This window comes from Paenibacillus cineris, assembly GCF_018333335.1.
GTDB lineage: Bacteria > Bacillota > Bacilli > Paenibacillales > Paenibacillaceae > Paenibacillus_AQ > Paenibacillus_AQ favisporus.
This window is the reverse complement of the sequence record NZ_BORU01000004.1, coordinates 290,135-313,147: the sequence shown is the minus strand read 5'-3', so window position 1 is coordinate 313,147 and position 23,013 is coordinate 290,135. Positions and strand designations below refer to the sequence as shown.

Genomic DNA, 23,013 nt, shown 5'->3' with positions numbered 1-23,013 from the left:
ATCACCGCCGCTATTTCCGCATTTTATTGATTTTTTTGTTGGGTGTTTTCACTATCGTCGGCCGGCTGCGCAAAGCCCAAAACGGCCCCCGGATATAAGTGTCCAGCATGTCCTTAAAGTTGATTGGGGCCAGGGGCGTGAGATAAGAGGTCCCCATATTCGTGACCCCCGCCAAATGGATCACGACCATGCCGATGGCCATTAGCAGACCAAGATTCCCCAGAATACCGGCCATGATGATCAGCCCGAACCGGATGAGACGAATCGATGCACTCATGATGTAACTCGGGATGACGAAGGAAGCGATCGCTGATGTCGCGACGGCAATGATCAGGATGTTGCTTGTAAACCCGGCCTGAACTGCAGCCTGACCGATGACAATACCGCCGACGATGCCGATGGTCTGTCCGACCTTCGTCGGCAGCCGGGCGCCGGCTTCCCGCAGCAGCTCGATCGTCGTTTCCATAAGCAGCGCTTCGAGCAGCGGGGGAAACGGGACCTTGGCCCGGGACTCCGTCAAGTTGAGCAGCATCGTGTGCGGGATCATTTCATAATGGTAGGTTGTGACAGATACGTAGAAGGCGGTAAAGGAAATCGTAATCAGGAAGCCGATCAACCGCAAAAAGCGCAGTGCGGTGCCGATCAGCCACCGCTGATAATAGTCATCCGGCGATGAGAAGAAATCGAAGAAGGCGGTCGGGCAGGTAAAGCCCGACGGACTGCCATCGACAAATCCGGCGACCCGCCCGGCGACCAGCTTGGACACGATGGCATCCGGACGCTCGGTCGTCATAAATTGCGGAAAGATGGAGTTGGGATTCTCATCGATAAACTGTATCAGCATATTGGAATCGGTAACGGCGTTATATTCAATCCTTTGGATCCGCCTGATCAGCTCGTCGACAATTTCCTGATTGGCGAGCCCTTCTATATAAGCGATGACGACGACGTTTTTGGCAACCTCCCCGACCTCCAGCTTAATGAACTTTAAATGGGAGCTCTTCAGCCTTTGGCGCAGGACACCGAGGTTCTGTCCAATATTCTCCACAAAGCCGTCATGGGGACCGGAGATGACCGTTTCGGTCTCGGATTGATCAATGCTGCGGCCGGGCGGTTTGGCGATATCGACCAAATAAGTGCTGCCTCGGAAGAAAACAGCTGCCTTGCCGTTTAGAATGCCTTTGATGCACTCTTTGCTGTCTACGACGACGACATATTGGGAACGGCTAAGGACGGTTTTGACTTGTTCTTCGTCCGCATCGGTAAAGGGCTGGATGATTTCCTGCAGCAGCTGGTCATTGCCGACGAGAAAAGCCAAATAAATAACATCCACTTTACAATGCGGGTAGGTTCGGTGTATAAAATCCATCGAGTTTTCGAACTGCCGGATCGTGTGCTCCAGCGAAGGATGCTCATTTTTTTCCGGCTCTTTGACGGTTGTTTTCTCTTGTTCCCCGGCTACAAAAAAATGCTTAATTTTTGCAAATATGTCCATAAATCACACCTCGTGGGTATTCTATCCAATCGTGGTACAGTTATACGCGACCAGGTGCAGGCGGCAGAGGTTGCTGTTTGATCACAGAACAGAGGGGTAGTGTATGAAGTAGGGGATAAACTTCAAAGGAGGCGGGCCGGGGATGAAAGATTACCGGGAACTATATATTCGGGGGATACTGGATATAGCGGAGGAGCATGGGCTGGATTATACGAGGGAGAAGCTGGAACCCATGACTGAAGACGAGCTGATTGCGCTCCGGGACCGGCTGAGAATGAAGTACGAGAATATCCATTTCAAGCGGTACTGTTGATGGGGTGCAGGTACGATTGTAGCGCTGAACTATTTCTCCTTTTATAAACATATTTATGGAGAAAATATCTGAAAATTGCTATAATGGAGGCATCTGAGCAGAACCGAAGGGATGTGCGATACATGAAAGCAATTGGCCTGGATATTGGGGGAACTTCCATCAAGGGCATGGTGCTCGATAGGAACGGACAGGTGCTCGACCTCGGTAAAATCGCGACCGATGCGAAGCAGGGGAAAGACCGGATTATGGCCAACATGCATTCGCTTCTGCGTGAGCTGCTGGAAAGAAACGGCGATGTGACCGGAGTCGGTATCGGCACCGCCGGCCGGGTCGACGTCCATGCCGGAAGGATTGTGTATGCGACCGACAATTTGCCGGGCTGGCAGGGAACGGAGCTGAAGGCGATCTTGGAGCAGGCATACGGCCGGCCGGTCTTTGTCGATAACGACGCCAACACAGCCCTCGTCGGAGAGGCTTGGCTGGGAGCGGGCAAGGGGATTCCCGATATCACCATGCTTACCCTGGGCACTGGCGTAGGCGGGGCAAATATGGTGGGCACGGAACTGTTCAGGGGGGCTGGCTGGAACGGCGGAGAATGGGGACATACCATTCTCATACCCGGGGGCCGGCCATGCAACTGCGGCCAGCGGGGCTGCGTGGAGCAATATCTGTCTGGGACGGCGCTGGTTTCCCTTGCTGCAGAGGCTGCAGGCGTATCCTATCCGTCAGGGGTTGAGGTGCTGGAGGACTTTAAGCGAGGGCTTCCGGCTGTTGTAAAGGTTGTCAACGAATACGTCGGAAATTTAGGTGTGCTGCTGCACAATATCCATATCGGCCTCAACCCCGGTGTGATCGTTATTGGCGGAGGCTTGACCGATTCACGGGAAATCTGGTGGCCGCTGCTTGATGAATGTCTCTCCAGCTTAAGTCCGGGGATCGATGTCCGCCCGGCGCAGCTCGGCAACCAGGCGGGAGCGATCGGGGCGGCCAGGCTGATTTTGAACCAACTGGAAAGAGAATAGAAATACATAGCATGGCAGTCATTCGGGTAGAATGGCTGCTTTTTGGCGTATGGCGTTCATTTTTTTGAAAACCGGATGTATCCCCTTACACCTGTACTGCGCATGATGTAGGGGAAGGGAAGCGATTGGATAAATAGTTTGTATATTAATTATATGTTTGCAAATATTATTTACAAAAAACATCTTTGGCTGTAAAGTGAAAAGAAGAACATGCACAAGAGAAGGGACGATCCGGCCGTGAACAAGGGAGACTACGAGGATCTGTACGGACAATTTGTTTCCAGAACCAGCCGCGCGCTGAACCGGTACATGGCGGTACATTTAAAGGATGACGATATTACCCCGGAACAATGGACGGTCATTAAGCGACTCAGTGAGCAGGACGGCATTACGCAGAAGGATCTCGCATGGATTGCCGATAAAGACCAGGCAAACCTGACGAAAATTCTCGACATCCTGGAACGTAAGCATCTCGTGCGCCGCAGCCGAAATGAAGAGGACCGGCGGTCGTTCTTGATCTATATCACGGAAGAGGGCCGGCAGCTGCATCGGGAGCTGGTCGGGCGGATCAACCGGCTGTACCGGGAAGAGGTGCTCGCCGGTATTCCGGAGGCGGAGCTGGCCCTGTTCAGCGGGATGCTGAAGCGGATCAACCGGAATATCGGAGCGAGCGGTCCGTTCGTTGATGAATATGAGGCTGAGCAGTGATGAAAAGGGATAGATGAAAAGGTAGAACGTACCGCATGGAATGGGTGCGAATAAATATGGAATCTAAGAGAAAGAGATGATGCGAATTGAATACGATGCATACTTATCCGGGGGTACGGGCGGTTCACAAGGGCCCGGCTCCCGGAACCGTCCGGGACGCGTTCCGCATCCGGCGGATGCCGCTGCAGTGGTTCCGGGGGATCGGCTCGGCCGTTGCAGCAGGGGTTCCTACGCTGATCGGCGCGCTGACCGGGCATCTCGATTACGGGCTGTGCGCCTCGATCGGGGGTTTTGCTTTCCTGTACGTGGGCAGCGAAACGTACCGGCAGCGGGCGATCAAGCTTGCCTGTGTGGCCCTGGGCCTGTCGCTTACCTTTGGTCTGGGGTCGCTCTCAGCGGCAACCCCGTGGCTGATGGTGCTGCTGTTTGGCTTGATCGGTGCCCTTGCCGTATTCGGCTTCGGCGCATTTCAAATGGCCGGACCGTCGGCCATGTTCTTCATTCTGACCTTCTCGGTCGGAACGAGTCTGCCGTACGATCTTCACGCCCTGCCGCTGCGAACCCTGCTCGTGCTGACCGGCGGAGCCTTTGCCTGGATGGTGGGAATGAGCGGTTGGCTGCTTCGCCCTCATGGGCCGGAGACCAAAGCGGTCGCCGGGGCTTACCGGAGCCTGGCCGCCTTTGTGGATGCGATCGGAACCGATTTGTACCCGGAGAAAAGATACCAGGCGGCCGTTCAGCTTCGAGCAGCCGACGCGGCCGTGTCCGGCGGGGAGCTGCGCTGGCGCCGGAATTACGGGCCGACGCTGCGGCTGATGGCATTGACCCGGAAGGCCAATGAGATGTTTATGGCCGCCGTCGAAATCTCGCTGGACCGCCAGGCGGCGAAGGTGCCGGAAGGGACGGCGGCGTCCCTTCTCTCGATTGCGGATCGCTTGCAGCATCCGCAGCAGGAGATGCTGCAGCCCAAGGCGGCTGCGGACATCCCGAACGGGCATGTCCGGCGCTTGTCCGGGCTGCTGAACGAGGCGGCCGCCATCTGCCTGGGGGAAGATGCAGGCCGCGGGACGGCGGAGGAAGGGACCCTTCCTCCCTCTTTTTCCCTGCGCCGTCTCTTGTCCGGCGCTCTGAATCCGCACTCGGCGCTGCTCCATACCTCGCTTCGGTACGGCATCATGATTGCCGTCGCTGCTGCGGTCGCCTACTCGCTGGATTTGAACCGGTCCTACTGGGTGCCGCTTTCTTGTACGGCGGTGATGCTCGGTACAACGGTGCTCGGCACGGCTCACCGGGCCATCCAGCGGACGGCGGGCACCGTCGTCGGGCTGTTCCTCGGCGCCTTCATCCTGTCGCTGCGGCCCGAGGGCATTTATATCGCGCTGATCATGGCTGTTCTTCAATTTATTATCGAACTGATTTACTTGCGCAATTACGCCCTGGCCGTCATCTTCATCACGCCAAGCTCCCTGCTGATCGCGGAGAGCAGCCATCCGGATATGGCGGTAAGCTTCTTCATCTCGGCCCGGTTGACCGATATTCTGATCGGGAGCGCCATCGGCATCATCGGCATGCTTCTCCTCTGGAGACGCGCTTCTTCCAGCAAGCTGCCGCGGGCGCTTGCAGGCGTCATCCGGATGGAGGGGAAATTGCTGGAGAGCATCCTGTCCTCCTCCCCCTCCAGCAGGGTTACCACATGGACGAACGAGCTGGAAACTGCGCTTATCCGGCTGCGTCTGCTGTATGACGGAGCGCTCGCCGAGTCGGTGGGCCGGCGGAATCAGGCCAGCTCCTGGTGGCCTGCGCTGGATGCGGTGCAGCACATCGGTTACGCGCTGATCACGGCAGCCGGTAACGCCCAGAGTCATGCCGCACCGGATGAAGCGTCATCGGACTGCAGCCTGTTCTTTGAACAGATGGCCCAGGCCGCCGAGCAGCAGCTCTCGCCTGAGTCGGCGAACATCCCGGCGCTCAGCTCCATCCCTGTGCTGCAGCATGAACTGGCCGGGCTTCATGAAGCGCTGCAGATCCGGGACCGCACGGCGCAGTCCCCTGCCATCAAATCATCATAATCTACCCTCTTCGGCAAGCCGTAATAGGACTTTATGTCCCGCGGTTTGCCTTTTTTTCTTATCTCATCCCATCCCAACTCATCTCATCTTTTCTCTTCTAATTTTAACTTTAACCTCCAGCCTCCTTTAACCGCCACCACCAGCCGTTCTTCGACAAAGCCTCCTATAGTTGTACTGAAAAAGACTACGCTTTTCGACAAGTTATGACTTGGCCAAAATCATATCGATGAACCGCTGTGCAGGGGGAGAGGCCTCCTCCTTCCGGGTGTAGATGGAGACCGGATTCGTCATATGCACGCCGTCGATTTCCACCCGGGAAATGACGCCTGCCGCGATATGTTCGCGGGTCTCCAGCAGCGACAGAAAGGCCGCGCCGTAACCCTCCATCACGACCCGCAGCGTTTCGTTCAGACCGTTCATCTGCAGCCCGACCGGCGGGGCGGGCAGATGGCGGGCGGAGCATAGAGCGATCAGCTGCTCTCTGCCGAAACTGCCCTCCTCGCGGTAGATGAACGGCTCCTGCAGCATCTCTTCCAGGGTGACCCGGGCGCCGGCCAGAGGATGCCCCTTATGAACGATAAAGCACATTTCGTCCTCATACCAAGGGGTGCGCAGCAGAAGCGGATGGTCCAGCCGGATGCCGCCGATAAAGGCGATCTCCGCGCGGTAATGCAGCAGCAGATCGGCGGCCTGGCTGGAATTGGAGGTGCTGAGCTCGACGCCGACGCCGGGATAAGCTCGTTTGTAGCGGGCAATCCACTTGGGGAGCAGGAAGTTGGCCGGAAGATAGGTGGCCGCCAGGTGAAGCTTGCCGGCGCTGCCCGCTTTCAGCTGCTCCAAGGTCTCCTCGATATGTCCTTCCAGCTCGAACAGCCGCCGGGCTTCGGCAGCCAGATGACTGCCGGCCTCCGTCAGCATGACGCCCCGCCCCTGGGGGATCAGCAGGCGGAGGCCGATTTCGCGTTCCAGCTTTTTGATTTGGGCCGTCACGGCGGGCTGGCTGAGATGCAGAGCCTCGGCTGCGAGAGTTACGCTTCCGAGGGAAGCGGCTTGGTAAAAGAGGCGAAGCGCGTGCAGGTTCATGGGAGTTCTCCTTTACATAGGGATTAGAGATTTAGGTCGATTCATAATTGAAATTTATGTTTTATGAAAAACAATATATTAGATTTATACCGTAACAGAGCATATTCTAAGCTTAAATTACAGGCGGGTGCAACCATTTGAGGAAGCACAACGTCAAAATAGGAGGAATTTGTCAATGAGGCTGAAATGCGTGGATTGCGGCAGCCGTTGTTCCCTGGAGCCGTTTCAGGTTCGATGCGGGTGCGGCGGGCTGCTGGAAGTGGAGCAGGAGCTGGCGATGGTCGATGCCGAGCTTCTGAAGCGGCGGTTTCAGGAGCGCCTGTCCGAACGGATGGGGGTCTATGCCAGCGGCGTATGGCGGTATAAAGAATTAATTTTTCCGGAACTTCCGGACGAATATATTGTTACTAAATATGAAGGCAATACCGGAATGTACGCTCCGGAGTCGATTCGCGAAACGCTGGGAATCCGTGGGCTGTACTTCAAAGCGCAGAGCGAGAATCCGAGCGGCTCATTCAAAGATAACGGGATGACCGTGGCCGTATCGCATGGTCGTTCTCTCGGGTACTCCGCATTTGCGTGCACCTCGACAGGCAATACCTCCTCTTCGCTCGCCATGTATGCAGCCATGGGAAGGAGCCGGGCTTATGTATTTGTCCCCAATCGGAAGGTATCCGCGAACAAGGTGCTGCAGACCCAGGCTTACGGCGCCCGGGTCCTCAGCTTTGACGGCACGTATGATGACGGAATCCGCTTCTTGGAGAAGCGGGGCGAGGAGTTGGGGTTGTACGTCTGCAACTCGGTGAACCCGCTGCGGATCGAGGGTCAGAAGAGCATCATTTATGAAATCGCCCAGACGCTCGGCTGGAGTCTGCCGGACTGGATCATCATTCCCGGCGGTGCGCTCAGCAACGTATCTGCACTTGGCAAAGGGCTGGCCGATTTGAAAAGCCTCGGGTTCATCCCGTCGGTGCCGCGGATCGCACTGATCCAGGCGGAAGGGGCCAGCCCCTTCCACCGCATGATGGCTTCGGGAAGCCCGGTGCTGACGCCGGAACCCCGGCCGGATACGCTGGCCTCGGCGCTGAACATCGGCAACCCCCCGAGCTGGAAAAAGGCGCGAATCGTGCTGAAGATGAGCAGCGGCGTAACCTGCTCCGTCACCGATGCGGAAATTCTCGCCGCCAAGGCGCAGATCGACCGGAGCGGAATCGGATGCGAGCCGGCATCGGCGGCGACACTCGCCGGATTGCAGAAGCTGATCGCCGAGAAGACGATTGCCAAGGATGAGACAGCGGTCTGCATTTTGACGGGAAACCTTCTGAAGGATACCGATGTGCTGAAGGGAAGCTTTCAGGACATTCCGGTTGACTTGTCGGGTTCGGACTGGGAGGCGCTGCTCCGGTAAACTTAAGCCGCGTCTCCTTAAGCCAGCGGAGGGTGACTGAGGGAATGACCGCAAACATACGGGGAGCGTTTTTGGGGCATCTTTTATGGAAAAGGTTCGCCTGCTCTGACGTTGCCTTCTAATATCCGTCACGGGTTAATGATAACCAAGACGCTGTGGCACCCGCATGATTAGACGTTTTCCAGACACGATTACAAAGGGATAAGGGGCGCATGCTTTTTCATGATCAATAAGAGGGAATTCGTATATTTCGTCCTTGTTCCACTCCTGCTTATAGGGCTGGTTATTTCATTGACGCCAGCTTCCCTGTTCCATGAGGCAGCGACGGCTCAGGTGGATGCTCCCGTTAGGACGGGGGGCACAGCGGGAACGCAGGGCAAGCAAGCGCAGGGCATGCACACACAGAGCAAGTATTACGACGTCGTCGTCATCGGCAGTGAAATACAGGGGGTGCTGCTGGCCCGGGAAGCGCAAAAGCAGGGGCTCAGCGTTCTGATTCTCGATCCGCGGAGCAAGCCGGGCGGCGAGCTGATTCAGGGGCAGATGATCTTTCTGGACGAGCCGCATGACGCCAAGAAGCGGAGCCTGGTCCAGGGCGAGATCAAAGCCTTGTTTGACGGCTACAACAGCGGGAAGATCCGGAAGGCAGCCGATTTTAACCGGTACTATAACCGGCTGATCAAGGGAATTCCGGTCCAAAGCGGAATCACGGTCAAGTCCGTCACGGCTGCGGCTTCCGGCGGCAGCAAAAAGCTGCTGAAATCCTTGACGTACCGGGATCATCAAGGCAGCGTCGTTACGGTGGAGGCGGGCTATTGGGTGGAAAATACGGACTTTAATGCCCTGACCGGCAAGCTGAATGCGAAGCGGATTCCCGGGATGGAGCGCATTTCAAAGGTTGGCCACCCCGACTACATGGCGGCCACGATGATGCTGAAGTTCAAGCATGTGAACTGGAGCAAGCTCCACCAGGCCGTGCTGGACGACTACCCATTGACCAACGTCCGGGATAAGTACGGCGGAAATACGTATGTCGATTGGGATTTTGCCACCGGGTTCAGCAACATAACGCTCAAATACATGCCGCGCGATCCGCAGCTGCTGCTGAGAGGAATGAACACCTCTTACCAGAAGGGCGGCGAAGCCATTATGAACTCCCTTCTGATCTTCGACGTCAATCCTTCCGATCCGAAGTCGGTGCAGTCCGCCCTGGATAAAGCAAAGGCAGAGGCTCCGTTCATCCTGCAATTTTTGAGGAAGAACATCCCGGGATTCGACCGGGCCGAGCTGAACGGCTTTCCGGATTATTTGTATATCCGCGACTATAACCGGTTCGAAACGGATTATATTTTGACCTTCTCGGACGTCATGAACAGCCGGATGTTCTGGGATAACGTCAGCATTGGCGGTTATGCGCTGGATCTGCAGGGAACCCGGACGGTGCCGAAGGGCATCCATCTCGGGCAGCCGGACCGCTATGGCATTCCGCTGCGCTCTTTTGAACTGAAGGGCTATGACAACGTCCTGGTGACCGGCAAAAATATCGGGGCGTCCATCGAAGCCTATGGCAGTGCGCGTATCATGCCGAACACCGCCCTGGCGGCGCAGACCATCGGCATTATTTTGGGCAGGGAGCTGAAGCAGGGCAAGCGCCTGCACGACCTGAACCAGGAAGACTTCAAACGGATTCATCAGTACTTGAAAAAGGAATACCATATTAAAGTAGCCGGATAAGGAACGGGTTAAGAGATTTATGCGCTGTCCTTCGTTCCGGGCGTTCTAGTACCATTCAACCGTTACCAGCTGCGGTAATATGGATCTGGATCATCAGTGTGTCAGAAAAGGCAGGGAGCTAAGGCTCTCTGCCTTTTTAACGTCGTTCGTGAAAGGCATCCCTTCGGGAACCGGTGCGCTTGAAGAACAACAGCGTTTATCGGCTGCCTTTGGTAGGTGCGGTAGAGTCGCCTGCAGGGGAGATGCAAAACCAGAGGCAGCGGATTGCCTTTTTCGCGCATTTACAGCGGATGATGGATCTGCTAGAATAGCGGTAAATTAATTGTCAACCAATACAACTCTGATTTGGTTGACAATTAACGAGTAGCAAATAGACCGATGTAACGACTAAACGAATACCGAAAATATAACAGCTCGAAGGGATGATAACCTATGCAGAAGGACATGGTTCTGAGAAGCCCGGTACGGCAGGACTGGCAGGCATTGGCCGACAAGGCGCTGAATGGGCAGCGGCTTACCATGGAAGAAGGACTGGCAGTTTTAAGCGCATCGAACGATGAGATTCTGGGACTGATGCAGGCTGCTTTTACGGTAAGAAAGCATTACTACGGCCTGAAGGTGAAGCTCAACATGATCTTAAACGCCAAGAGCGGGCTGTGTCCCGAGGACTGCGGCTACTGCTCCCAATCCATCGTATCTACGGCGCCGATCGAGAAGTACAGCCTGTTGGATAAAGAAACGGTGCTTGCCGGAGCCCGAGAGGCTCTTGCGCGTAAAGCGGGTACATACTGCATCGTGGCCTCCGGCCGTGGCCCGACGCCGAGGGAACTGGATCAAGTAGTGGAGGCGGTTCAGGAAATCCGGGGGACGATGCCGCTTAAAATTTGTGCCTGCCTTGGGCTGCTAAAGGATGGGCAGGCCGAGAAACTGGCTGAGGCAGGGGTGCATCGGTATAACCACAATCTCAACACGAGCCAATCGAATTATAGCCGCATTACCACAACACACACTTATGACGACCGGGTGGACACGGTGCAGAAGGCCAAAGCCTCCGGCTTGTCCCCCTGCTCCGGGGTCATTATCGGCATGGGCGAAAGTGACGAAGATATCGTCGGCATGGCCTATGCCTTGCGGGAACTGGACGCCGATTCGATCCCGGTTAACTTTTTGAACGCGATTCCGGGGACGCCTTTGGAGCAGGCCGGACGTACGCCCGCGCTGAAGGCGCTGAAGGTGCTGGCTTTGTTCCGCCTCGTGTGCCCTTCCAAGGAAATTCGCGTGGCCGGCGGCCGCGAGCTGAACCTCCGTTCCCTGCAGCCGCTCGCACTCTACGCAGCCAACTCGGTATTCGTGGGCGACTACTTGACGACCGAAGGGCAGGACGTGCTTGCGGACCATGCGATGATCGAGGATCTCGGCTTTGAGATCGAGGAGCGGGCGGTCTAGCTGAGGATGCGGAGCCGCAGGGGAGGGCTGCGGGCAGGTGCTGCTATTTATCTGATCGAGGTGGTATTTGACGAGGCAGAAATGCCGCCCAGCTGAGGGCATTTTGATACTTACGTCGACCGACCGCAGCCGCCTAAAATGAACGTATGTTTCGACAATTTCCCGCATAGGATGAAAAGCCGGAAAAACGACATTTGCCAGCAGGCGATGGAGCCGCTATAATAAACTCATTAAACTATCAGTAAACGGGTGTTTATTTATGCAAATTCTCAAAGATGACGTCCGCCAAAGTATTTTGAACGCCGCACTGGCCGAATTCAAGCAGCACGACTACGCCGATGCCTCCATGCGCCGCATTTCCGCCTCCGCCGGCATGACCACCGGGAATATCTACCGTTATTTTAAAAATAAAGAGGAGCTGTTCGAAGCGCTGGTCGGGCCGGTCTATGAGCGATGCATCGCCAACATCCTGGTCATTAAGGAGGAAGTGGACCGGAACTTCGCCAAAGGGACGGAGGCGAGCGACTGCCTACAGATGGTCGAGAGCATTATTCTTGATCTGTTCGAGGAATCCAGCGCAGAGTTGATGATTTTGCTCAACCGCAGCACCGGTTCCAAATACGCCGGCGTGAAGGCAAGTATATGCGCTTTGGTCGTATCGATTCTGGAGAGCATGATCCGCTTCGGTAAGGATGAGACCGGCGAGCTGACGCTGGAAGAGAAACAGACGGCCCAGATGCTGGGCGGAACCGTGGTGGAAGGCGTATGTCTGATTCTGCGTGATCATGAAGACGGGGAAACGGTCAAACGGCTGGTGAACCAGCTGGTGTATCTGTACTACTTTGGCACCGATCATTGGAATAAGAAAAAGGGATGAATCCAAGGGATTCCCTTTTTTTCGCTCAAAAATGAACGCTTGTTTACTAAGGAAGTTGAAGGAGGAATATCAACAACATGCGGCAAATCATCAAGTGGCGCTGGGCGATTCTGGTGTTATGGCTGGTGGCGACGGTCCTGCTGACCGTGTTCCAGCCCGACGTGAATGCCATTCTCCAGCAGAGAGGCCAGGATCCCCTCGCCGAAGACAGCCCTTCCAAGGTTGCGGGGGCGCTGCTCAATAAAATGACCGGCCAGAGCGGGACCAGCGACATCGTGGTGTTCCATGAAGAAAACAAGCTGACCGATGAGGATATGAAGAGCATCGAGAGCGGCGTGATGAACATGAAGGCGAAGCAGTCTGAGCTTGGCATCACCGAAGTCCTGGACCCGTTCTCGATGCCTGAAGCCAAATCTCAGCTGATTTCGGAGGACGGCACGACCGTGATGGTCAGCTTCAGCCTGGACAAGAACGGGCGGGATATGGAAGAAATCACGGATCAGTTCAATCAGGCGCTGAAGGATGTCAAAGCGACATACTACCTGAGCGGCGAGGATTTTATCCAGAACGACTACATCAAGGCGTCCACGGCAGGGGTGGAGAAAAGCGCGGCGCTGACCGTTATTTTTATTCTCGTCGTGCTCATCGTCATGTTCCGTTCGATCGTGATCCCGTTCGTGTCACTCCTTGCCGTAGGCATATCCTACCTCTGTTCGATGGGGATTGCGGCGCAGATCATCGATAAAATGAACTTCCCGGTCACCAGTGTGACCCAGATGCTGCTGGTACTCATCCTGTTCGGCATTGGGACGGACTATAACATTCTGCTGTTCAACCGTTTTAAAGAGGAGTTGTCGCATGGCAAATCCGTCGATGAAGCCATCGTCGCTTCCTACAGAACGGCGGGCAAAACGATCGTATACAGCATTCTTACCGTCTTTATTGCTTTTGCAGGACTCAGCTTCTCGGACTTCGGCATCTATAAATCCGCCAATGTGGTTGCGATCGGCACAGTGATCTTGGTGCTTGAATTTCTGACGCTGACGCCGTTCCTGATGAAGACGCTCGGACCGAAGCTATTCTGGCCGTCGAAAAAGGTGGCGGGCCACAAGGAAAGCACCTTCTGGGCGAAGCTGACGGCAGTTTCCGTTAAGCATCCGGTCATCGTGACGGTTATCATCGTCATTCTGATGATTCCGGTGCTGCTGACCAGCGGCCAGAAGCTGTCGTTCGACCAGCTGAAGGAGCTGGGGGACGGCTATCCGTCGACCAAGGGCTTCAGCATCGTCGCTGATCATTTCAGCCGCGGCCAGGCGCTGCCGACGACTGTCGTCATCGAAGACGACAAGACGATGGACAATAACGACACGCTTGGGGTTATCGACAAGCTGACCGAGAAGTTAAAAGGCATCGACGGGGTCAAGTCGGTATCAAGCGTGACCCAGCCGCAGTCGGAGCCTGTGGAGGACTTCTATATCAGCAGCCAGACGGAAACGGTGACGGACGGCATTTCGGCGTCCAAAAAGGGCGTGGACCAGATCAAGGACGGCCTGGACCAGATCGGAGATAAGCTGACGACGCCTGACTTCTCCAGCGCCAATCAGCTGGTGTCGGGTACGGGACAGGTCAAGCAGGGCTACGATCAAATTACGGACGCGATCTCACAGGTGTCCGGAGGCATCCAGCAGGGAGCAAGCGGCGCATCGGAGCTCAGCAAGGGCATTGCGAAGCTTGAAGCCGGCATGAACACCGTCAGCACCAATACGTCCAAAATCAACCAAGGACTCACCGAGCTGTCCAAAGGATACGCTTCGCTCGCAGGCGGTTATGAGCAGGTATCCGGACAGATTCCGCAAATTCAGCAGGGGCTTGCCGGCATGAATACGCTGATCGGCAACCTGGGTGAGAGCCACAGCGAGCTGGCCGAGGATCCAAACTATATCCAGCTGAAGCAGACCGGCGAAGGACTCGTTACCGGTTTGGCACAGCTGGACGGGGGTCTCAAGGAACTGAATGCGAATTATGCCAAGCTGAACGCATCCTTCGCCCAGGCTTCCGGCGGCTTAGGCCAAATTGCCGCGGCGCAGAAGCAAATGGCTACCGGTCTGGCAGCGCTGGAGCAAGGGGCTGACCAGTTGGCCAAGGGATTGCGCCAAGGCAGCAGTGGCAGCCAGGAAATCGCCGCAAACATGAAGAAGCTGAACGCTGCACTGGGCAGCGTCCAAAGCGGGCAGCAACAGCTGCTGAGCGGACTTTCCAGCCTCTCGGGCGGCATGTCCCAGCTGAAGGAAGGCATCGACAAGAGCGGCAACGGACTGGGAGACATCTCCGAGGGTCTCGGCAAAACCAATGACTTCCTGACCCAGCTGAACAGCTCGAAAACCTTCTTTATTCCACGCGAAGCGCTGGAAAATGAAGATTTCCAGCAGGCCGTGGATGCCTTTATGTCCAAGGACCGCAAGATTACGAAGCTGATTGTCATCCTCAACGACGATCCGTATTCCCCAGCGGCCATGGACACGATCGAGAAAATCAACAGCGAGGTTTCCGGCACGCTGAAGGGAACTGTGCTGGGCGACGCCAAGTTCGGAGCTGCGGGACCAAGCTCAACGACGTATGATACGAATGAGGCCCAGATCAAATCCTTCAACAGCACGGCGATTATCGTCATCGTCAGCGTGTTCGTCGTTCTGCTGTTCGTGATCCGTTCCTTCTGGCCATCGGTCTTTATCGTATTGTCACTTGTCGCTTCCTACTACGTGGCGATGAGTGCCTCGAAGTTCGTAACGACCTATATCATCGGAGCGGAAGGGGTATCGTCCTTCGTGCCGTTCTTCTCCTTCATCGTCATCGTCGCGGTGGGCGTGGATTACAGCATCTTCCTGATGGAGCGCTACAAGGAAAACGGGGAGCTGTCTCCGGGAGAAGGGATTGTCAAGGCAGCCCGAAGCGTGGGCGGCGTCATTATTTCCGCCATGGTCATTCTCGGCGGAACGTTCGCAACGCTGATGCCTTCGGGGCTCGTTCTCTTGATCGAGCTGGCTGCGGCCGTGATCGTCGGTCTCGTCGTGCTCTGCTTCATCCTGCTGCCGATGCTGGTACCGGCCTTGATCGTGCTGCCGGAAACCTTGTCGCGCGGGCGGTCCCGCAAGCAGCAGATGGCCCATGTCAGCGGGAAGGACTCCACGCTGGATTCCTAATAACTTGTAAACGTATGAACGATGGTGCACAGGTCCAACAAGAACAATATTCTGTACACAGCAAAAAGACCGGAAGAGGCTGCAGCCCTCTTCCGGTCTTTATTTATATCAAGGCTTCACGCGGCGCGTTGTCCCGGGGGTGGGGCGGGACCGCATTAAGCCAGTGTTTTCAGCGCATCAGGCGTGAACGGAGCAAGCTCATCGAAGCGGCCTTCACGCACTTTGGTGGCCCAAGCCGGGTCTCCAAGCAATGCACGGCCTACGGCAACCAGGTCGAATTCACCGTTCTCCAGGCGTTCCAGGAGATCGTCGATATCCTTGCTGCCTGCACCTTTGCCTTCGGCAAACAGGCTCGTGAATGCTTCGTCGAGTCCGACGGAACCGACAGTAATGGCTGGTTTGCCCGTCAGCTTCTTGGCCCAGCCGGCGAAGTTCAGGTCGGAGCCTTCATACTCCGGCTCCCAGAAACGGCGGGTCGAGCAGTGGAACACGTCGACGCCCGCGTCTGACAAGGCGCCTAGCAGCTTCCCAAGGTCTTCCGGAGTTGGGGCGAGCCTTGCGTCGTATTGGTTTGTCTTCCATTGGGAGAGGCGCAGCACGACAGGGAAATCCGGTCCTACGGCACGGCGGACGGCTTCCACGACTTCAATCGCAAAGCGTGCGCGCTTCATCATATCGCCGCCGTAGCGGTCCGTGCGGCGGTTCGTTTGTTCCCACAGGAACTGGTCGATCAAATAACCGTGGGCGCCATGGATTTCCACTCCGTCAAACCCGATTCGTTTGGCATTGGCAGCCGCATCGGCATAAGCCTGGATCACGTAGGCGATTTCTTCTTCGGTCATTGGTTCGGAAACCTGATTGCCGTTCAGATCAAGGCCCGAAGGACCAATCGGCATCGCTTCCGGATTCGGCTCAGCGCCGACCGGACGGGTCATGCCGATATGCCAGATTTGCGGCATGATCTTGCCTCCGGCTTCATGAACTTGCTTAACCACTTCGGCCCATCCGTTCAGGGCGTCTTCACCGAAAAATCTCGGAATGTTCGGGCTGTCAGTAGACGCCGGGTGATTGATTACCGTACCTTCGGTAATGATGAGGCCGACGTTGTTCTCGGCACGGCGGCGGTAATAGGCTGCTACGTCCGGGCCCGGTACTCCGTTCGGGGAGAATCCGCGGGTCATTGGCGCCATGACGATGCGGGTGGGCAGCGTCAAGTTGCCAATGGTAAACGGTTCGAATAGAGCTGCGGTGGAACGGGTATGCTGTGTATTGCTGTTCATGTATCGGTTTCCTCCAATATGTGAGATTTATATCTTTATACATTTACATAAAAATAGATATATATGATGAAAAGAAAGAGCGTTTAAGCCAAAAAGTCCAGATGTGTACCATATGTCATTTTAGCCTAAAGCTCATTCTTGAGTTGTTCGATAAAACGATTGATACCCTCCTCATTCCGTCTATAGTAGGTCCACTGGCCGGCCCGGCGGGATTCCAGCAAACCAGCCTTTTGCAATTTCACCAGGTAGCCTGAAACAACCGACTGTGCAAGCCCTGTCTTCTGCGAAATGCTTCCGACGCAAATGCCGCCTTTGAAATTACAGGATGCCGGCATATGCTCCTGAGGATCAAAGTGCTCCTCCGGATGCTTCAGCCATTCGAGAATTTTAAACCGGGTCTCGTTTGATAGTGCTTTAATGGTTAATAAGGTATCCATGGATCTTATTATATCTATTTTTATAGAAATGTAAATATAGTTTGGCAAAAAAGTTTGAAATCCGGAAAACGCCCCTGCAGAACGGCTTTTAACGAAGTACCGCAAATGTCCAGGTTAACATTCCCGTTTGGGTGGATTTTCATTCGGGTAATAACGGGTGTAAATACTCGGACACCGTCCGTAACCGACCAGGAGGGGATGCATTGATGGACCGTAAGAATGAACAGCAGCCGCAGAAGGATGTTAAGGACAGTCAGCTGGAGGAATTCCGCGTCAGCGATGCGGGGAAACCCATGACTACGAACCAGGGCGTTCGGGTTTCTGAGGACGAACATTCGCTCAAAGCAGGCGAACGCGGGCCGACGTTAATGGAGGATTTTCATTTTCGGGAGAAAATGACCCACTTTGACCATGAGCGTATTCCTGAGCGTGTGGTTCATGCCCGGGGCTTTGGCGTACACGGGTATTTTCAGGTGTACAAGCCGATGACGCAGTATACGAAGGCGAAGTTTCTGCAGGACCCGTCGATGAAAACGCCGGTGTTCGTGCGTTTCTCAACCGTGGCCGGTTCGCGGGGTTCGGCTGATACGGTGCGGGACGCCCGGGGCTTTGCCACCAAGTTCTATACAGAGGACGGCAACTTCGACCTCGTAGGCAACAACATTCCGGTTTTCTTCATTCAGGATGCGCTGAAATTTCCTGATTTGGTACATGCGTTCAAGCCTGAGCCCCATAACGAGATTCCGCAGGCGTCGACGGCCCATGATACGCATTGGGATTTTGTCGCCAATAACACGGAATCGGCCCACATGGTCATGTGGACGATGTCGGATCGGGCGATTCCGCGCAGCTACCGGATGATGGAGGGGTTCGGTGTACATACCTTCCGGCTCGTCAATGACAAGGGCGAAGCACATTTCGTCAAATTCCACTGGAAGCCGCTGCTGGGCGTGCATTCCCTGGTCTGGGACGAAGCGCAGAAAATCGCCGGCAAAGATCCCGACTTTCACCGCCGCGACCTGTGGGAAGCGATTGAAATGGGCGACTATCCCGAATATGAGTTTGGCGTGCAAATGATCCGGGAGGATGAGGAGTTCAACTTCGACTTTGATATTCTCGACCCGACCAAAATATGGCCGGAGGAGCTCATTCCCGTTCAGCGCATCGGAAAAATGACACTGAACCGCAATGTGGACAATGTGTTCGCTGAAACGGAGCAGGCGGCTTTCCACGTGGGCAACGTCGTGCCGGGGATCGATTTTTCCAACGATCCGCTGCTGCAGGGACGCTTGTTCTCTTATACCGATACGCAGCTGATCCGTCTTGGCGGACCGAACTTCCATGAGATTCCGATCAATCGGCCGGTGGCGGAGATCCATAACAACCAGCGCGACGGATACCACCGCATGACGATCAACCGGGGCCAAACGAGCTATCATAAAAACTCCCTTGGAAACAACGATCCCCGTCCGGTTTCGGAGCAGGAGGGCGGATACACCCACTATCAGGAAAAAGTGGAGGGGCGCAAGGTCCGGGCGCGCAGCGACAGCTTCAAGGACCACTATACCCAGGCCAAGCTGTTCTGGAACAGCATGTCCGACGTGGAGAAGCAGCATATTATTAAAGCTTTCCGCTTTGAAGTAGGCAAGGTGAAAAGTAAAAGCGTGCAGCAGCAGGTTGTCGATATGTTCGGCAACGTTGATCTGATGCTGGCTGAGCAAATCGCCCTTGGCGTTGGTGTCAACCCGCCGAAGGCTGGAGAAGAAGCCTCCGGAGCGACCGTGGCAGGAGGTGCCGAAACCCAGGCTTCCCCGGCGCTGAGCCAGCTTCATACCGCCATGTCCCCGGCTACCCGTAAGGTGGCGGTACTGGCCGCTGACGGATTCGACGCGGGCGAAATGAAGGCTGTCCTCGCGGCCTTCGCTGAAGCAGGTGTCGTGCCGGAAGTCGTCAGCGAGAATCTGGGTATGATCGCAGGAACCGACGGCAGCCAGCTGGAGGCTATGCATACCTTCCTGACGGCCGACTCTGTGCTGTTTGACGCCGTCTATGTGGCCGGCGGGGAGCAGAGTATCGCCAAGCTGCAGGGTATCAAAGAGGCGGTCAATTTCGTGACGGAAGCCTACAACCACTTCAAAACGGTAGGCGCTTCCGAGCTGGCGGCCGGACTGCTGTCCGGCTCAGGCATTCATTTGGCCGACGCCTCGGCATCTTCCGGCCATCTGACGTCTCCGGGCGAGGATACCGGACTGGTGATCCGCAAGGAGACGGAAGACGGCAGCGTCTTTGCCCAGCAGCTGGTCGACGCCATCGCCTTGCACCGCCATTGGGGCCGGGAAATGCAGATGATTTCTCCAGCGAAGTGAACGTGTAAATCGATTGAGAATAAATAAAGCAAGATGGTCCGGCTCCGCTTGTTGCGGGGCCGGATTTTTTAACATTCAGCGTTATTTCGATACCGGGGCGCCGAATCTGGCCGTTCGTGCTGCGGTTCGTTCCGTCCCGTTTACCGTTCCCGCTTTACCGCTCCCGCTTTACCGCTCCCGCCTTATCTCTCCTGCCTTATCTCTCTCTTTGCCTCTCTTCCCATAGAAACCCGGCTCATTGGACGTGTTTGGATGGGATGAGTGCTTTATGGTAGGATAAGGAAGAATGTCAGGACCAACATCAATGGGTTTTCGCTGCTGAAAGGGTGCATAACATGAAGGAAAAGCTGGAGCGGTACAAATTTTTCCGTATCCTGGCTTCAATATATGAAATCAAAGCGATTCGTCTGCTCATTCCGCTTGCGGTGATCGCGCTCGTCTATTGGGAGGGGCAGCGGGAGCTGCGGCAGATTCACCTGGCGCGTACGTTCCATGAGCTGCGTCTGCTGCCGGTGGGCACCGTTGTGGGGATCTGTCTCTTTTCCCTGTTTTCCGTCGGGGTGATGAGCCTGTACGATTACATGATCCGCATGCATTTCAAGCTGAAAGTTGGCTGGTGGAACACGTTCCGCTATGCCTGGATCGCCAACACATTCAACAACATTATCGGTTTTGCCGGTCTGACCGGCGCCGGTCTCCGTACCTTGCTGTATAAAAGAAGCGGCATTGCGCCCTCGCTGATGGCGTCTGCGGTCGTATTTTTGTCACCGGTCATCATTACGGGGTTATCCATCATGTCCTGGGGCGTTTTATCGGGGGTGTTCCCGGCAACCACAATGATTCGGGAGCATCGCTGGCTGATTTTCGCCGTATGGGGGATGGCCCTGTACCTGCCTTTATTTATTCTGATGCAGCGCTCATCGCTATTCGCGCGGTGGTTCAACAAAGGGGAGGGCCGGACGCCGTGGAGCACGGTGGCCGTCTCTCTGTGCGCATCGCTGCTGGAGTGGGTCTGCGCTGGCGTGACGTTTTGGCTGATTGCCGCCAGCGTCCTGCATGACGTGACCTTCCAGGGCGTCATGGGCATGTATACCGTATCCGCCATTGCCGGTATCCTCAGCATGGCGCCGGGAGGTATCGGCGCGTTCGACCTGACCGTCCTTCTCGGCATTGAGCATATGGGATTTCCCGCCGAAAGGGCAATGGCCGTCCTGGTGCTGTTCCGGCTGTTCTACTACGTTATACCCTGGCTGATCGGGCTGATCATGGCGGCCTTCGAATTCGGCAGTCCAGCGAAACGCAACTTGGAGAAGGTCGAGACCGCGATCGAGATTCCGCTGAACGCCTGGCAGCGGCTGTGGCGCTGGCCGGGGCAGATGCGCTTTCTCAGCGATCTGGGCGTGTGGGCGCTGGGCAAGCTCGTGCTGGTCAGCGGTCTTCTTCTGCTGCTGTCGGCGGCTACGCCGGGACTGCTGTATCGGCTGCGGTTGTCGGAGGAACTGCTGTCCATGCCGATCATGCGCATCTCCCACCTGCTGTCGGTCATGATCGGCTTTATGCTGATTATCCTCTCCCGGGGCATTTCGCTCCGTATCCGCGGGGCGTATTTGTGGACGAGCGGGCTGCTGTTCGCCGGGGCGGTCTTCACCTTTACGAAGGCGTTTGATTTCGAGGAAGCGATCTTTCTGCTGATCGTTGCACTGATGCTGTGGATCTCGCGGGCCCGTTTTTATCGCTCGGGTGCATTGATCGAGTGGAGAAGCGCAGCCGTATGGTATGTGCTCTCGGCGGTCATCGCCTTGGCTTATTACTGGGTCGGCGCTCATGTCCATCATGGATGGCTGCGCCACCTGCCGACCGCGGAACGGATGCATTGGATGGTCGGCTCCAATCCGTATGCCGCATCCGCCGTGATCGGTCTCGCCGGGGCATGGATCCTGCTGACTATGCTGATCGTGCTGCGTCCCAGCCGCAAGGTGGCGGCCCCGGCGACACCGGCCGATCTGGACAGACTCCGGCAGTATCTGCAGAGTCATCACGGAAATTTGCTGACCCATATGCTGTTTACGGGGGATAAAAGCTTCTTCTGGTCCGCGGATGGCGAAGTGCTGATCCCTTACGCCCGCTCGCGGGACAAGCTGGTCGTGCTCGGCGATCCGCTCGGTCCGGAGAAGCTGGTGCCGGATGCGTTGGGCGAGTTTCTGCAAATGGCCGATACCTACGCGATGTCCGTGGTCTTCTATCAGGCGACCCCCGGCTATCTGCCGATGTATCATGAGTTCGGCTACCGGTTTTTCAAGCTTGGGGAAGAAGCCTTGGTGCATCTGGATCAGTTTACGCTGTCGGGCAAGAAAAACACCGACCTGCGCACGGTACGCAATCGCTTTGAGCGGGAGGGGGCGGTGTTTGAAGTGGTTCATCCGCCTTTTGCACCGGAGCTGCTGCGCGAGCTGCGGGCAGTGTCGGACGACTGGATGCACGGCAGGCGGGAAAAAGGGTTTTCCCTGGGCTGGTTTGACGAGCGCTACTTGCAGGAGGCGCCGATTGCCGTGCTGCGGGAGACCGGAGGAAGCATCTTTGCCTTTGCGTCCCTTGCCCCGGCTTATGACGGCGGACGGACGATATCCATCGATCTGATGCGCCACCGCAGCCAGGTTCCGAACGGGACGATGGATTATTTGTTCGTCCAGCTCTTGGAGTGGTCCAAGGAGCAGGGATACGAGGTCTTTAACCTCGGGAACGCGCCGCTGGCAAGCGTAGGCGAGACCCGGAGCGCGCTGCGCGAGGAGAAGCTGGCCGCGCTGGTGTTCCAGTACGGAGGACATTGGTACGGATTTAAGGGCCTCCGGAAGTACAAGAGCAAGTTTTCGCCCGAATGGGAGCCGCGGTTCCTGGCCTATCCCGCTTCCGTGTCCCTGCCAGTGCTGACCGTCGACCTGGTGCGGCTCGTATCGCGCAGGGTGTAAGGATGCCAGGCGTGGCGTTGCTCAGGATGGCGGCAAAGTATGGTGAAGCTTGGAGATTGGCGGGCCAGCGTAGAAAATCCTTAGCACCAGGCTGGCCGTAAATTTGTAAAATCAATCGAAAAACCTGAAGAATGCCGGAGAATAGCTGAATGGTTTGCGATTTAGACGATTTAGACAAGTTAGACGATTTAGAGCTGGGGTAACGGTTAATTTGATCTTGTCTACGTATTTTGATCTTGTCTACGTATAACGAACAAATTCAGTTTTTGTCTTTTAAATGGTGGACAGAGGTAACATATCTTTGCTCAAACATCCGCCTCCATATATAGGGTTGGATAATGACACTAGATACAGGGAATTTTGAGCCCGACCGCATGCAGGTGGATATATTTGTCTTGTCCTTCTTTTGTAGGACAAAATAAGGATTTGTCCATTATATAAGGACAGATCCCGGTTTTCTTACTGTTGGATGGCCAAAAGGCAAATGATCATCCTCATCAAAGGGAACCGGGATAAAACTTCAGCCACTCTTCACCAAAGTGATCCTATATGAAAAAACAGGCATGCCCCTAAGGGAGGCTGCGACATTTTAATTTTATTGTTCATATA

General features: G+C 55.7%; 15 protein-coding genes. 11 read left to right on the top strand and 4 right to left on the bottom strand.

Annotated elements, in window-relative coordinates; translation table 11 throughout:
- Positions 1-10: 10 nt before the first annotated feature.
- On the bottom strand, positions 11-1,495 hold the full coding sequence (locus KI379_RS28130; protein WP_084203960.1) for a spore germination protein: 1,485 nt from the start codon (positions 1,493-1,495) through the stop codon (positions 11-13).
- A 142-nt stretch (positions 1,496-1,637) separates the two neighbouring features.
- Between KI379_RS28130 and KI379_RS28125 the strand changes: the two genes are divergently transcribed.
- The 4 genes from KI379_RS28125 (at position 1,638) to KI379_RS28110 (ending at position 5,607) form a co-directional block, all read left to right on the top strand.
- Entirely contained in the window at positions 1,638-1,808 is a 171-nt protein-coding gene (locus KI379_RS28125; protein ID WP_163882017.1) for a hypothetical protein, read from the top strand.
- 122 nt (positions 1,809-1,930) lie between these two features.
- Positions 1,931-2,830, top strand: a complete 900-nt coding sequence (locus tag KI379_RS28120) for an ROK family protein (protein WP_212985641.1) — start codon at positions 1,931-1,933, stop codon at positions 2,828-2,830.
- Positions 2,831-3,040: 210 nt separating this feature from the next.
- Positions 3,041-3,538, top strand: a complete 498-nt coding sequence (locus KI379_RS28115; RefSeq protein WP_212985640.1) for a MarR family winged helix-turn-helix transcriptional regulator — start codon at positions 3,041-3,043, stop codon at positions 3,536-3,538.
- Between the two features lie 95 nt (positions 3,539-3,633).
- Positions 3,634-5,607, top strand: a complete 1,974-nt coding sequence (locus tag KI379_RS28110) for an FUSC family protein (protein ID WP_244879488.1) — start codon at positions 3,634-3,636, stop codon at positions 5,605-5,607.
- A gap of 201 nt (positions 5,608-5,808) precedes the next feature.
- On the opposite strand, the gene KI379_RS28105 is transcribed toward KI379_RS28110, so the two are convergent.
- Positions 5,809-6,690, bottom strand: a complete 882-nt coding sequence (locus KI379_RS28105) for a LysR family transcriptional regulator (protein WP_212985638.1) — start codon at positions 6,688-6,690, stop codon at positions 5,809-5,811.
- A 175-nt stretch (positions 6,691-6,865) separates the two neighbouring features.
- Here KI379_RS28105 and thrC point away from each other — a divergent pair, with 175 nt between their 5' ends.
- The 5 genes from thrC (at position 6,866) to KI379_RS28080 (ending at position 15,355) form a co-directional block, all read left to right on the top strand.
- Complete coding sequence (thrC, locus tag KI379_RS28100) at positions 6,866-8,098, top strand: threonine synthase (protein ID WP_212985637.1); 1,233 nt, start codon at positions 6,866-6,868, stop codon at positions 8,096-8,098.
- Positions 8,099-8,320: 222 nt separating this feature from the next.
- Positions 8,321-9,832, top strand: a complete 1,512-nt coding sequence (locus KI379_RS28095) for an FAD-dependent oxidoreductase (RefSeq protein ID WP_244879474.1) — start codon at positions 8,321-8,323, stop codon at positions 9,830-9,832.
- 432 nt (positions 9,833-10,264) lie between these two features.
- Positions 10,265-11,278 carry a biotin synthase BioB gene (gene bioB / locus KI379_RS28090; protein ID WP_244879473.1) on the top strand — a complete coding sequence of 338 codons (1,014 nt, stop codon included), beginning with the start codon at positions 10,265-10,267 and terminating at the stop codon, positions 11,276-11,278.
- Between the two features lie 259 nt (positions 11,279-11,537).
- Positions 11,538-12,155, top strand: a complete 618-nt coding sequence (locus KI379_RS28085) for a TetR/AcrR family transcriptional regulator (RefSeq protein ID WP_076172070.1) — start codon at positions 11,538-11,540, stop codon at positions 12,153-12,155.
- Between the two features lie 77 nt (positions 12,156-12,232).
- Entirely contained in the window at positions 12,233-15,355 is a 3,123-nt protein-coding gene (locus KI379_RS28080) for an MMPL family transporter (RefSeq protein WP_212985636.1), read from the top strand.
- 155 nt (positions 15,356-15,510) lie between these two features.
- Here the strand turns inward: KI379_RS28080 and KI379_RS28075 are convergent, their stop codons facing one another.
- Entirely contained in the window at positions 15,511-16,635 is a 1,125-nt protein-coding gene (locus tag KI379_RS28075) for an NADH:flavin oxidoreductase (RefSeq protein WP_212985635.1), read from the bottom strand.
- A 125-nt stretch (positions 16,636-16,760) separates the two neighbouring features.
- Positions 16,761-17,072, bottom strand: a complete 312-nt coding sequence (locus KI379_RS28070) for an ArsR/SmtB family transcription factor (protein WP_076172062.1) — start codon at positions 17,070-17,072, stop codon at positions 16,761-16,763.
- A gap of 206 nt (positions 17,073-17,278) precedes the next feature.
- Here KI379_RS28070 and KI379_RS28065 point away from each other — a divergent pair, with 206 nt between their 5' ends.
- Positions 17,279-19,438: a catalase gene (locus KI379_RS28065; protein WP_212985634.1), complete on the top strand. Its 2,160-nt coding sequence runs from the start codon at positions 17,279-17,281 to the stop codon at positions 19,436-19,438.
- Between the two features lie 326 nt (positions 19,439-19,764).
- Entirely contained in the window at positions 19,765-22,404 is a 2,640-nt protein-coding gene (gene mprF, locus KI379_RS28060) for a bifunctional lysylphosphatidylglycerol flippase/synthetase MprF (protein WP_212985633.1), read from the top strand.
- Positions 22,405-23,013: the final 609 nt, after the last annotated feature.

Coding starts and splice junctions, on each gene's coding strand:
- KI379_RS28130 (WP_084203960.1), bottom strand. CDS start 1,495: ATGGACATATTTGCAAAAATTAAGCATTTTTTTGTAGCCGGGGAACAA.
- KI379_RS28125 (WP_163882017.1), top strand. CDS start 1,638: ATGAAAGATTACCGGGAACTATATATTCGGGGGATACTGGATATAGCG.
- KI379_RS28120 (WP_212985641.1), top strand. CDS start 1,931: ATGAAAGCAATTGGCCTGGATATTGGGGGAACTTCCATCAAGGGCATG.
- KI379_RS28115 (WP_212985640.1), top strand. CDS start 3,041: ATGCACAAGAGAAGGGACGATCCGGCCGTGAACAAGGGAGACTACGAG.
- KI379_RS28110 (WP_244879488.1), top strand. CDS start 3,634: ATGCATACTTATCCGGGGGTACGGGCGGTTCACAAGGGCCCGGCTCCC.
- KI379_RS28105 (WP_212985638.1), bottom strand. CDS start 6,690: ATGAACCTGCACGCGCTTCGCCTCTTTTACCAAGCCGCTTCCCTCGGA.
- thrC (WP_212985637.1), top strand. CDS start 6,866: ATGAGGCTGAAATGCGTGGATTGCGGCAGCCGTTGTTCCCTGGAGCCG.
- KI379_RS28095 (WP_244879474.1), top strand. CDS start 8,321: ATGATCAATAAGAGGGAATTCGTATATTTCGTCCTTGTTCCACTCCTG.
- bioB (WP_244879473.1), top strand. CDS start 10,265: ATGCAGAAGGACATGGTTCTGAGAAGCCCGGTACGGCAGGACTGGCAG.
- KI379_RS28085 (WP_076172070.1), top strand. CDS start 11,538: ATGCAAATTCTCAAAGATGACGTCCGCCAAAGTATTTTGAACGCCGCA.
- KI379_RS28080 (WP_212985636.1), top strand. CDS start 12,233: ATGCGGCAAATCATCAAGTGGCGCTGGGCGATTCTGGTGTTATGGCTG.
- KI379_RS28075 (WP_212985635.1), bottom strand. CDS start 16,635: ATGAACAGCAATACACAGCATACCCGTTCCACCGCAGCTCTATTCGAA.
- KI379_RS28070 (WP_076172062.1), bottom strand. CDS start 17,072: ATGGATACCTTATTAACCATTAAAGCACTATCAAACGAGACCCGGTTT.
- KI379_RS28065 (WP_212985634.1), top strand. CDS start 17,279: ATGGACCGTAAGAATGAACAGCAGCCGCAGAAGGATGTTAAGGACAGT.